Genomic DNA, 12925 nt, shown 5'->3' with positions numbered 1-12925 from the left:
AAAAGAAAATTATTTATTTTTTTCTTCTCCAGGAATAATTCTCTTTAGTATTCTTTTCTTTACAACCTGTTCTTCTTTTTTCTCTTCCGATGGTTTAGCTGGCTCAGATGGCGGTGTTTTAGGCGGTTTTTCTGGAGGTGATTCTTCTTTCGTCTCAGCTACAAGCGATGCACCACAGACACTGCATACCTTTGCAGTCTTTGGATTTAATGAGCCACAGACTGGGCATTTGATTGTTTCTTTTTTGTTTTCTTCTTCCTGTTGCTTTAACCAGGTCTCAAAAGAGATATATTCATTTTTTGCCTGCCACCACTTTGTGAATTCTTCTGGCGTGTATTTTTCTCCGAGATCTCGTTTAGCCTCATCTTTAAATCTCTGCACATATGCATCATATTTCTGCTTCATAGCTGATAAATGCTCGTATTCCGGTTCTTCTTTTTTAATAAATAGAGCCCCACAGTTTGGACAGTATTTATCATCTACCTTGATCCATTCTCCACATTCACTGCACTTTACTTTGTCTTTTTCAAACACTACGCCGCAAACTGGACATTTCTCTGCATCTGCCTTGATTACTGCACCACAGTTTCCACATACCATAACATTTTTCTCAACTTTTTTGTATGAATAATAAGTATATCCTAAAAACGCACCAACTGCTGCTATAATAACTATAATTATAATCAAGAGCCAAGGTATTACTAATGGAGGTGATTTTACCGTAATTAAAGCAGTCTGTATATATGAGGAAGTGACGCCAGCATAACTATATTTTACTAATAATGGATAGGTACCTGTTTTTTCAGGTACAAATTTGAATGTCCCATATCCAAGATTGTTAGTTGTTAAAAACTGTGAAATGCCGGCGACTGTGGCATAGACTGTTACTCCCGGAGTGTAAACAGTGTATCCTTTTTGTGCAGATGCATTTTCATTTACTGCATACACAATAAATGACAGAGTCTGTTTTTGTACGACAGTAGCTGTGGAAAGAGAAGTTACTATCAACCTTATTTTTGGGGGAATAACTATGAAATTTAAAGTTTTAGTATTATAAATCGTAGACTTTTGCACTCCTGCATATACTATTGCCGCATTTAATGTGTGCGGTCCTATCAAGCTGGCCATGTAATTTATATATACCGATACATTGCCCCCAGCAACAAGATTTGTGGTTATATTTGAGTTATAAAGTACAGCTGAACCATCTGTAATATTTAAAAATATTGGCCCATATGCTGTAGACCCGCCAATATTATATATGTTAACAAATATATCAAAGCTTAATCCTTGCGCAATTTTTGAGATATTAGATACATAAGTGTTTGTGACCACATTAAAATATGAAATAGAGAGCATGGGTTTCTCCAGAATCGTAATATAGCCAGTAGTAACTATATAATAATATCCAGATAATTGGCTATATGTCAATAGAACTTCATAATTTAAAGTAGTTTTTGTTCTGTTGTTCATTAAATCAGGTATTTTTGAAGTGTTCAATATAAACATAATGTTATAAGTTTGTCCTGTATTAATTATAGCTGTATAATTTGTAAATGTTAAAGCAGGATAACCAATAAATAATAGAGAGATTGTTACATTATTCGCCGGGCCTTGCATTAGTGTGGTATTTACAAATATTGTATCAGTAGTGCCATTTACAATTACTGTTCTAGAAGGTATCGAATAAACAATAAAAGCAGGCACTCTTATATTATAAAATAGATAATTGTTATTATAATTTGTTTCTGTGACAGTATGTGTAGGGTTCACTATCACTTCGACTCTATAATTTTGTCCATATACAAAATAGCTAGTTATCAAGTAGCTGACCAACTTACCATTGATTACAGAGGTGGTACTATACCCTATTGTAATATTGTTTGTATAATCATAAAATTCGACGGTAATGGGAGGTGCATTGTCTATATTTGCTCCATTTAAACCGATTATGCTTGAAATATTCAGTGTCATAATATTATTAGACGCTGAAATATTTGATATTATAGAATAGTTAAAGCTTATTGGATAATAATCTAGACCATATACTAAAGTTATATTAGCTATATTATTCAATTGATTATAATCCCAATAATAATGTGCATCAATTTGTACTGTATAGCTGCCTGACATACCCGCATAAAACACCATGGTCTCGGGAAGCGTCGTATTAGCCGGTACGTTAATTACTATATTCTTCTGCATGGAGGATCCATTTGGATAATACAACTGTTCTGTTACTAAAACATTATTTGCATTATCCCATCCATTATTAAAAATATTGAATGATAATGTTGTGTTCTGATACAATAAAGTACTAGAGGCTTTGATTTGAGATACTCCTATATCTATTTTGGGATAAATTTCAATTAAAGATGAAACACTATTATCAGTGTAATTAGTCTCAAATATCGATTTGTTAGGATTCGCTGTAGCTGTGATTGTAAAATTTCCATAAACGTTCCCTGGAACTGACCAATAAACATTAGCAGTATTTATTTCTCCAACTATCATATTTACCGTTGTGTATAAATATGTTGGACTGGGTGTATTTATAAAAAATGTTACCGGTACATTATACACACTCGAACCAGTTATGTTAAACGTTGCAGAGATGGTATATTTGCTATATTGCACAAAATAGGGATTAGTATAGATAGCTATTCCCTTTATGTTAGGTATAGTAACTGTTACAGTTCGGTTTACATTATTAGATGATACTGTTAAATAGGGGAAGTATGACAGCGATGCACCGAACCTGATTAGAACTTTCGTATAGTTTGAAGTCCATACAGTAAAATTGTAATTTCCTAAATACTCTGAGTTAGGCCAATATGAAAGCTGAATAATATCAGACAACAATGGGATTGATGCTCTTCCATAATTATTGGTAATGTTACTTGGATTATAACGAAAATAGCTTGGTATATTGAGATCTAAGCTATTGACTAAACTATTCAAAGCCTGAGAATCTTCATAAGGGTTATAACTAATTATTGCATTTGAGATAGGTGTTCCATCAAAGTTTTGGACTTTTATGTTTGCATATCTGAATATATATATATTTGATGATGAATCTATAACATAAGGTGGATCAAGTTTTGTTGGAGTATTGGTAACAGACAAATTCAAAAAGTATGCGGTAGAGCTTTGATTTAGATAAATAGCATTATATAGCGTGTTACCCGTATTAGAATTATAATTGGCAGATATGAAGATATCTTTACCATATAAAATTGAATGGATTAGATTGAAATTATATTTATAGAAGCCATAAGTCAAGAGATTAGTATCAGTGCTTAAATTTAAAGTTAAACTATATATTTTTATAGTACCTGTCTTTGGTGGGGTTATTTTTATTATTAGGTTATTTATTTTATTTAAAAAATTTAAGCTTACAGGTATTGTATTAACGCCATTAAACGGAATAGATGCAGAAAACGTGCTTTTTGATCCACTTGGATAAGATGGTAACATATAGGATTGCACCGGTTCTTGAGAATTGTTTATTGCCGCAGTTATATACGATGTTCCATTGTATCCGGTAGCATTATAAACAATATTAATTGTCGCGTTTGTTAGTGTGAGGTCTGAAACATAATTGGGCAATATGCTGCTAAATTTATTAGCAATAATAGTGGCACCGTTAGTTGGTTTTATTACCAATCCTGTTGCTGGGATCGATGTACCGTTTATAGTACTAGACACACCATGAGCAAATGTAGCTATAGAACCTGCTGGATGTTCAAATAAATGTGGAAATGAGACATTTGTAAAATGAACAGTAGAGTAATAAAAATAAGGAGTAGGTCCGCTATTAACTGCATTAATATCCCCTGTAAAACCATAATTTGTCAGCAGACTCAAATTCTGATCTGATAACTTATCAAATATTGTATTACTTGCGAATACATTGACATCATTAGTAACATTAAACCAGCCTGGGTAAATAAGTTTAGAGTTATTAAAATCTAATAAAGCGTTATTATAAGCACTTAGTGTAAAATTCACATAAGGATATAGCCTGTCAGGCACTGAGGTAAGTGTGGCTTTATTTAATATCAAACTCCCATCTACAGTAAGCGTGATAGGATGTAAACTATCTTCTAAAAAGTATACAGTAGCATTTGTAACTATGAGAGCCCCTGTAGTTCCAATCACAACATTGCTATCAAATCCATACATACCATAGTTACCTGTCAGAGGATCTTTTATTGTGTCATTTATGTAAAAAGTGTTATTAATATATAAGGTATTTGTAGTTTGCGCAAGAGGATTTATTGTATAACTTTTTTGAGACGTTTGCTGAGTAGAATTCATGATAATGCTAAATCCGGATAGCACTATAACCAAGACAATAAGTAAAACCATTATCTTATGGTAATTCAAATTTATCCACCTCACCTATGATACTATTGTACATGTATAATTTATGCTATATATAATATTTTTCATACTTTTATATGTACTTAAGACTACTTTCTTTATTCAATATTTAAAAAAAATTGAATATTTCACTCGTATACTCTGATATAAAATGGATAAATTCATATACTTTCAAAAAATTACTATTAAATAAAGGTGTGTGGTTATGAAATCTTTGGTTAAAGATGCGTTAGCAAAATATTCTGCATATACTCCTACATCAAGTCAACAAACACAGGCAGCTGTGAGCCAAGATAATCAAGAAGATGCTGAGCTAATTGAAATTTTAAAAGGTTTAAAAACTAATATTAAAATCATTGGTTGTGGCGGGTCTGGATCAAATACCATCACGAGAATTACTGAAGAGGGAATAGTCGGTGCTGAACTTATAGCAGCTAATACCGATGCACAGCATTTATTAATTACAAAATCTCAAAAAAAGATATTATTGGGAAAGCGTATCACTAGAGGATTAGGTGCGGGTGCAGAACCTAGTGTTGGAGAAGAAGCTGCGAAAGAGGCAGAAGATAATATTAAAGAAGCACTGCAGGGTGCGGATATTGTATTTATAACCTCTGGATTAGGCGGTGGAACAGGAACAGGCAGTGCCCCGTATGTTGCAAAAATCGCGAAAGAACTGGGGGCTCTCACAATTGCGGTATGTACGTTACCTTTTTCAGCAGAAGGAAGGGTTAGATTAGATAATGCTTTGTGGGGTCTGGAAAAATTGAGGGACTTAGCGGATACAGTGATAACAATTCCAAATGACAAACTTCTGGCGATAGTACCTAGACTCCCATTAAACGATGCTTTTAAGCTGGCAGATACTGTCTTAATGCGAGCTATTAAAGGATTAACAGAGCTGATTACCAGACCAGGATTAGTGAACCTGGATTTCAATGATCTGAAAACAATTATGAAAAGTGGTGGCGTTGCCATGATTGGCGTTGGAGAAAGTGAGTCTCCGGGTGATGAAAGAGCGAAAGAAGCACTGGAAGATGCAATTAATTCTCCGTTGTTAGAAGTAGATATAAGCACGGCTTTAGGCATTCTTATTCATGTAACCGGTGGGCCAGAGATGACTATATCTGAGGCACAGCAGATTGTTGAAAACGTACATACGCGAGTAGGTGACAAAGCGAGAATCATATGGGGAGCAGCAATCAACCCTGATTTTGAAGGAAAAATATCAGTCATGATTGTAGCTACGGGTGTAAAATCAAAGCAGATTTTGGGGAAAATGACTGAATCAGAACTAAAAGCAGCGTATGGAGTGGATGTAGTCAAATAATTTTTATAATTAACGAGATGATATGCTATGTGGACCGGTACACTAGAAAAAATAGATAGTTTTAGATGGAAAATTCCTCAAACTTACAAAAAAGGGATGAGAGTACCAGGCATAATTTTTGCTTCTGATTCTCTTATAGAGCAGATTAAAAAAGATCAGGCTCCTGAACAGGTAGCAAATGTAGCAACGTTGCCGGGTATTATAAGAGCATCCTATGCTATGCCGGATATACACTGGGGTTATGGATTTCCGATCGGGGGAGTTGCAGCATTTGATTATGAAACGGGTATAATCTCACCTGGTGGGGTAGGATACGATATAAACTGTGGAGTGAACATGCTAAGGACCAACCTGAATTTAGATACTATCAGATTAAACATTAAAGATATAGTAAATACTATTTTTAAAGAAGTACCTTCAGGAGTAGGTTCTGAGGGAAAATTGAAATTAAACAAATCAAAATTAGATGATATTTTGCATTCAGGATCGCATTGGGCCGTGTCTAATGGCTATGGTTGGGAAAAAGATCTAGGATCCACAGAAGCATCTGGAAAGTTGCCTGATACAGATACCTCAAAAGTATCTGACAAAGCTAAAGATCGCGGATTTTCACAGATTGGAACGTTAGGAGCTGGAAATCATTTTGTGGAAGTACAAGTTGTAGACAAGATTTTTTTACCCGATATCGCCAGAAAAATGGGCATTGACAGAGAAGGGCAGGTTACTGTGATGATTCATACTGGATCCAGAGGATTAGGGCACCAGGTTGCTACAGATTATATTAAGGTAATGGAACAGGCTGCTTATAAATACAAAATAGAGTTGCCAGACAAACAATTAGCTTGCGCTCCGATTCATAGTGCTGAGGCAAATAACTATTTTAAAGCAATGAACTCAGCTGCAAATTTTGGATTTGCAAATAGGCAAATGATCGTGCACTGGATCCGCAACTCTTTTTCTAACGTTTTAAAAAGAACACCGGAAGAGCTGGAAATGGAACTGATCTATGGTGTAGCACATAACATTGCAAAGGTTGAAGAGTATGTGATAGATGGCACTAGAAAAAAAGTGGTTGTGCATCGTAAGGGTGCTACGAGATCTTTCAACAAAAACAATGATGAGCTACCTGAAAAATACAAGGAAATCGGGCAACCTGTTCTGATTCCTGGAGACATGGGAAGAGCATCATATTTGTTGGTGGGCACTGATATTGCTATGTCTGAGACTTTTGGCTCTACATGCCATGGTGCAGGAAGAGCAATGTCTAGAACGGAATCACTGCGCAGATTTAAAGGTGAATCAGTGAAAAAAGTGCTATATGATAAAGGGATATATGTGAAATCAGCAACCTCTGACGGCGCTGCTGAAGAAGCACCAGAATCTTATAAAAATGTGGACGATGTTGTAAATGCTGTTGCAGGAGCTGGAATCAGCAATATTGTTGCCAGAATGAGACCTATAGGTGTAGTAAAAGGTTAGTGTATAAATAGATACAGATCATCAAATAGAAATGCTAGTATGAAACCTATTAGCATGAATACTACAAATGGAATTTGCGGCTGAACCCAGACCTTTTCTATGTTTCTTACCCTGAATTTTTCAAGTTCCGAGTTTTCAGCGCTTTCATCAGGTGTCAGAGATAGATAATGTGTTCCACCATCATCAATTCTCTCTAACAGCCAGACATGTTTCTTTTTAAAATCTCCTATTTTCAATTTGTATCCTAAAAACATTTCTGGAAACCCAATGTCTCTCTTTGAAACATTGAAAAAAAACAGATATAACACATACAAAACTGCTGTAACTGCAGCGTTCATTAACACTTCTATAGCAAATGGGAAAGTTACCTGAGCGATATTTCTGTTTATGGACGGTAGTGAATAAATTGTAAATAATGCGGGATAATACGGAACAAGTATTGCAATACTCATAAGGGCTTTTGCATCAGCCTTACCTTTTAGTATCTTTTTAATATAAAATAGCTTTGCTACAAGTATTATCAAAATTATCAAGAATACCGAAAATGTGCTCAAATTAAATGAAAGAGATAACAGCATGATCGATAAAACGAATCCAATTCCATTTATTAAGATCCTCACATTTTTGCTGAGCTCTACATACCACTCAAAAAACAGGAGTAGGATAACAGGAATAAAATATAGTGCAAAACTGTTATCAAATACAAATATCAGCTGATAAGAGAGTATTGAGATGCCAGCAATAGCCATTAAAACCCAAAGTATTGAAGATACCAGCCTACTTTTATAATCCTGATAGGCTGCAATCAGTAATATTATTGCACCGATGATGAATCTGATCACGCTTATTGAATCTGACATGCTGGTTTTTATAATTGCTATACCTATATATAATTGCTTCTGTTTTCTTTATTCAATCTTTTTTATATTTTACTGTAAGATCTATACTCCAAAATTATCAAGCGTAATCCTTAAGACTCTTTCAGTTTGCTTGTACACGTTTGAGATGTAACATTGCTTTGCCATCCGATGCGCATTCTTTCCTATCTCACTTCTTTCTTGTTCCTCTTTATATACTTTTAGAATGATATTAGCAAGTTCTATGTACTCCCCCGGATTAAATTTAAAACCGTTAACGCCATCGGTAATGAGTTCAGACACACCCGCACCTCTGCTCACTATGGTTACATTTTCATATATCCATGCTTCTACGACACTTAACCCGAACCCCTCAATTTTTGATGGTAAAACAAACAGATCTGCGCGTTCATATGCTTTAGAAAGAACACTATCTGGCAGATATCCTGTAAATATAATCCTATCTTCAATGCTCAGTTTTTTCACAAGTTCTTTCAGATATTGTTTATGTAACTCTCCTTTGCTGGATCCCAATCCATTAGAGCTGCTCGTAAAGCTACCGTTGCCAACGAGCATCAACTTGATGTTAGGTATAGATTTTTTTAATCTTGCTACCGCCTTTATCAAAATGTCCTGAGATTTCATAGGATCCATTCTTGCAACATTCAGTACCAAAAAATCATCTTCTTTTATTCCGTAAGTTTCACCAAAGCTTACTGCGGCTTTCTTTGATTCTCTGCCCCATTTTTCTGGATCTATGTTTGGATAAATCTGATATGCTATGCCTCTATACCCTGCTCTTATTAATCCTTCTAGATCTCTTTTTGTGCTTACTATTATTGAATCAAATCCCTCTAAACCATTAACTATGAATTTTCGAATCTGAAAAGTAAAGTTTTCTGGAATGAATGGTATATGCCACCTTAATACTGCAGGTTTGGCAGGCCCGATCATCGAACCTACCATCAGCTGTTGAAAATCATGAATCATCAGTAAATCTATGTTTTCTTTCATTTCCAACACACCCTTTGCAACAAGCCAATTATAATTTAAAAACCCAAGATACTCTTCTCTATCGAATTCTTCATGCTTAAATCCGTGGATATTGTTCCATAAAATCTCTTTAAAATTGGTATATGCCTTAAGCATTTTTGGCTGCTGGCTTATGTTATATAATTCGAAATTGTCTCTAACAATTATCTTATATGGAGCTTTTGGATTTAAGGCAAACCAGTACACTTTAGTAGCAAACTTGCTATCCTGCATTTTTCTAATTAGATTATTGACCATTATACTTACCCCGCCAATCGTATAATTATATGCTTTCTTGTCAAGGTCAGATAATTTAATTATATGCTCTTTTTCTGCGTTTTCGTTAAACTTTATCAGCGGAGTCTGCGAAACTATCCCGATATTCATTTGTTTTCACCCCTTTCATATATTATGATGTTCAGAAATTCTAAAACGCCCTCAGATGCTTCTTTGTGTATGCATAGATCTGAAATATCTTTTAATTCCTTAACTGAATTTTCTATGCTTACTCTATATCTAACTGCATTGAACATTTCGACATCGTTTTCTCCATCACCTATTGCTAAACTGTAGTTTTCTTGTATGTTCAGAAGTTTCAGAATTTTTTGAACCGCAGAACCTTTATTTATTCCATTTGGCAGTATCATGACACTTCCGATATTTTTAATGTATTCAACATTATTAAATTTTTCAAATAACTGCCGATGTCTATTAAAATCCTGTAAAGATATTGAAAATATTACTTCGCCGGCAGTATATTTTATGCCTTGTCCGATCAACAGCTCTTTTATCTCATCATTTTTTTCTGCATAATATTTATATTTCTTGTTTTTTGCATATACCAGCGCACCATTTTCAAAAGCAATGGCATCAAACCAGTCTTTTAATGAAGAAATGCTATCCCATTCTCTGCCTGTAACTAAAGCAACTTTAACACCACTTTCTCTCAGTTTTGTAATTGGTGCTACTATTCTTTTATCAAAATTCAAGCTTGAATCTGTAACTGTCCTGTCATAATCTAAAACTATTAAGTTAAGCTTATTAAACTCAATTTCTGCCATCTTATTTAATCCACTTTAAGATAGATTCAGATGCTTCTTTTGAAGGAGCTAGCATAGGATTGCGATATCCTCCATTAACTTTAAATTTATTGTAAAATGCAGAATAGTAGCCTGCCGGGAAATTTGAGCTCGCAAGAACATCCATAATATTGTTTATTTTTTCTATCTGCAATATTCTGGCTTTATCAATATCCCCATCGCGATAATGTTCATAGAGATCCACAATGTATTTTATGAAATTAGTAGTGCCGCACACGCCTCCATCAGCTCCAAGAGTGAGAGAGATTAACATTAGGTCATCTTGACCCTGAAACACTGAAAAATTAGAATCTTTAAACCGCATTAATTTTGAAAAATAGCGCATATCTCCAGAGCTGTCTTTTATCCCGGAAATCTGAGAAAAATTAGTTTTTAAATATTCAATAGTTTTCAATTCCACAGTACTTCCAGTAAATTGTGGAATATTGTAGATCATAAAATCAATATCCACTTTTTCTAATACTTTTTCAAAATGATTAATTATCCAGCTTTGATCTGATTTTATGTAGTAAGATGGCATTAGCACTACTGCATCTGCACCAACATCCTTGGCATGCCTGGCAAGTTCAATTGCACTATCCGTGTCCACAGCACCTATTCCTTCAAATATTTTCAAATTCTCTGAATTTTTTAAAACCTGCTCTAGCATTTTTTTTCTCTCATCAATGCTGAGAAAAGGAAACAGTCCAGTAGAACTTGATGGAAATATTCCTGATACGCCAATAGATTTAAGAAAATCTACTAAGATATCTATACTGCTATAATCAACTTCTCCAGTCTTTTTGAATGGAGTAATCATCGGGGTTACAATTCCATTATATTTCATACTGTTACAATATACTTCATCCTTTTTATAAGTTACTGTTCCAATCTATTCTTTAGTATCTTGTTGATTTGATAAGCAGCGCTTATGACCCCTAGATGCGTTAAAGCCTGCGGATAATTACCGATTAGTTCACCAGTCTTGATGTCCAGTTCCTCTGAAAAAAGTGCGAGATGGTTCGCTTTCTCAAGAACCGCCTCAAACACGCTTTTAGCCTTTTCTATTTCGCCAAGTAATATTAAATCCAAAGTATACCAGAATGAAAGCAGCAAAAATAGATTATCCTTTCCTTTCAGTCCATCATCATTGTTGTATCTCCTAAAAAATGAATTTTCATACATTAAATCTTTTTCTATCTTCTTAATCGTGTTTTTTATTCTTTTATCGCTTGCTGGCAGAAAACCGAGAATTGGTAACCTTAATAATGCTCCATCCACATCGTTGCTACCATAAAACTGCACAAATGAATCGATAGATTCATTGTATCCTCTTAATAATATATCCTCTTTTATTTTTTTTGCGGTATTTTCCCATCTTTCATAGGGTGCAGAATATTGTAGCTCTTTCCCGATTTCTATGGCTCTTTCAAAGCCTACCCATGCCATCACTTTTGAATAAACATAATGCTCTTTTCTGGTCCTGAACTCCCATATTGAAGAATCTGGAAGATGCCACTTTTCAGTTAGTTCAGCTAACAACCCGATTATAAAATCCCATAAATATGCATTTACCAGCCCCCCTATTTTATGAAAATGATAAATAGCATTTATAATTGCACCATATTGGTCAAGCTGTAATTGTTTATATGCTCTATTTCCAAACCTGACCGGTTTTGATCCCATGTATCCTTCATATTCTGTTATTTCCACCTCGTCCATATTTTTGTAATTGTTAATTGAATAAATTGTCCTGAGTGATTTTTGGCCGTTTACTTTATCAATAAAATCATACAAAAACTTGGTCGCTTCTGTCTTATATCCAAGCAAAGAAAGAGATTCTATTACATATGATGAATCACGAATCCACATAAACCTATAATCCCAATTTCTCTCTCCGCCAATTGATTCTGGTAAGCTAGATGTTGGAGCCGCAACAATCATCCCTGTAGGCTCGAAAAATAATGCTTTTAAAACGAGCGCAGATCTCGCTATATATTTGCTGTAAAGACCATTGTAGGTACCCTGATTAACCCATTTTTTCCAGTAAAGCATCGTTTCTTCTAACCTGTCATACGATTTATAATCTTTCAACTTATGAAGATTTTTCTCACCATAGACCATCACTATCCATTTTGCATCGTTCTTACTCATTTTCAGGGTTTTTGACACCATCAACTCAGATTCTTCAAAGTTAATGTCAGAGACTATTCCTGCATTTTCATTACCGGACTTAAAAAGATAACCGTTCTCATTTTTTATCAGTAGTGGTTTATTACGACCATAGTTGAATACAGGCTTGAATTTGATCTCTATTTCTGTATCGGAGGAAGGGGATTCAATTAATCTGTGAACCTCAGGGAAATAAATTGTAGAATACTCTGAAGCAGGCATAAAATCTATAAGTTTTAATACTAACCGCTTATTTTTTATGAATTCAGTGGCTAAGATGTTTGTATATCCTTCATAATACTGGTACACTGATAGTCTATCGGTATCTGCAGGCTTGATTGAAAAATAGCCACCTTTGTCCTTGTCTAATATAGAGCTAAACAGTGGGAGAGAGTTAAAGTTCGGAAAGCATGCCCAGTCAATTGTTCCATTGAGACTAACCAGTGCCGCAGTCCTATTATTTGCTATCATGCCGTGGTTACCTATTTTTGTATAGCCTTTCACTGCTATATCCTTAAAATTTATTATGCCATTTCCAAACATATTAATTCATCATACATAGATTGGGACTTCATATTTATTTTTATTCA

At 34.6% G+C, this 12925-nt stretch carries 8 protein-coding genes; 2 read left to right on the top strand and 6 right to left on the bottom strand.

Annotated elements, in window-relative coordinates:
• Window positions 1–9: 9 nt before the first annotated feature.
• Entirely contained in the window at window positions 10–4389 is a 4380-nt protein-coding gene (locus QXQ25_01625) for a zinc ribbon domain-containing protein (protein ID MEM0160405.1), read from the bottom strand.
• Window positions 4390–4591: 202 nt separating this feature from the next.
• Between QXQ25_01625 and ftsZ the strand changes: the two genes are divergently transcribed.
• Complete coding sequence (gene ftsZ / locus QXQ25_01620; protein ID MEM0160404.1) at window positions 4592–5716, top strand: cell division protein FtsZ; 1125 nt, start codon at window positions 4592–4594, stop codon at window positions 5714–5716.
• Window positions 5717–5743: 27 nt separating this feature from the next.
• Window positions 5744–7195: an RtcB family protein gene (locus tag QXQ25_01615; protein MEM0160403.1), complete on the top strand. Its 1452-nt coding sequence runs from the start codon at window positions 5744–5746 to the stop codon at window positions 7193–7195.
• Here QXQ25_01615 and QXQ25_01610 read toward each other — a convergent pair.
• The 5 genes from QXQ25_01610 to QXQ25_01590 all read right to left on the bottom strand — a co-directional run bounded on the left by QXQ25_01610 (window position 7192) and on the right by QXQ25_01590 (window position 12878).
• On the bottom strand, window positions 7192–8055 hold the full coding sequence (locus tag QXQ25_01610; protein MEM0160402.1) for an A24 family peptidase C-terminal domain-containing protein: 864 nt from the start codon (window positions 8053–8055) through the stop codon (window positions 7192–7194). The two genes, QXQ25_01615 and QXQ25_01610, sit on opposite strands and share 4 nt — an antisense overlap.
• Before the next feature lie 81 nt (window positions 8056–8136).
• Entirely contained in the window at window positions 8137–9471 is a 1335-nt protein-coding gene (locus QXQ25_01605; GenBank protein ID MEM0160401.1) for a glycosyltransferase family 4 protein, read from the bottom strand.
• Window positions 9468–10145 carry an HAD family hydrolase gene (locus QXQ25_01600; protein ID MEM0160400.1) on the bottom strand — a complete coding sequence of 226 codons (678 nt, stop codon included), beginning with the start codon at window positions 10143–10145 and terminating at the stop codon, window positions 9468–9470. The genes QXQ25_01605 and QXQ25_01600 overlap by 4 nt, the downstream gene beginning before the upstream one ends.
• A gap of 1 nt (window position 10146) precedes the next feature.
• The gene (locus tag QXQ25_01595; GenBank protein MEM0160399.1) at window positions 10147–11010 is read right to left on the bottom strand and encodes a dihydrodipicolinate synthase family protein; all 864 of its coding nucleotides are present in this window, start codon (window positions 11008–11010) and stop codon (window positions 10147–10149) included.
• Between the two features lie 32 nt (window positions 11011–11042).
• Window positions 11043–12878: a glycoside hydrolase family 15 protein gene (locus QXQ25_01590; GenBank protein ID MEM0160398.1), complete on the bottom strand. Its 1836-nt coding sequence runs from the start codon at window positions 12876–12878 to the stop codon at window positions 11043–11045.
• Window positions 12879–12925 lie beyond the last annotated feature (47 nt).

It is taken from the genome of Thermoplasmata archaeon (genome assembly GCA_038729465.1).
Lineage (GTDB): Archaea > Thermoplasmatota > Thermoplasmata > Thermoplasmatales > ARK-15 > JAVRLB01.
This window is presented reverse-complemented; position numbering and strand designations above follow the sequence as displayed.

What these genes read in the sequence shown, in the direction of transcription:
- ftsZ (MEM0160404.1), top strand. Translation starts at nt 4,592, where the DNA reads ATGAAATCTTTGGTTAAAGATGCGTTAGCAAAATATTCTGCATATACT.
- QXQ25_01615 (MEM0160403.1), top strand. Translation starts at nt 5,744, where the DNA reads ATGTGGACCGGTACACTAGAAAAAATAGATAGTTTTAGATGGAAAATT.
- QXQ25_01610 (MEM0160402.1), bottom strand. Translation starts at nt 8,055, where the DNA reads ATGTCAGATTCAATAAGCGTGATCAGATTCATCATCGGTGCAATAATA.
- QXQ25_01605 (MEM0160401.1), bottom strand. Translation starts at nt 9,471, where the DNA reads ATGAATATCGGGATAGTTTCGCAGACTCCGCTGATAAAGTTTAACGAA.
- QXQ25_01600 (MEM0160400.1), bottom strand. Translation starts at nt 10,145, where the DNA reads ATGGCAGAAATTGAGTTTAATAAGCTTAACTTAATAGTTTTAGATTAT.
- QXQ25_01595 (MEM0160399.1), bottom strand. Translation starts at nt 11,010, where the DNA reads ATGAAATATAATGGAATTGTAACCCCGATGATTACTCCATTCAAAAAG.
- QXQ25_01590 (MEM0160398.1), bottom strand. Translation starts at nt 12,878, where the DNA reads ATGTTTGGAAATGGCATAATAAATTTTAAGGATATAGCAGTGAAAGGC.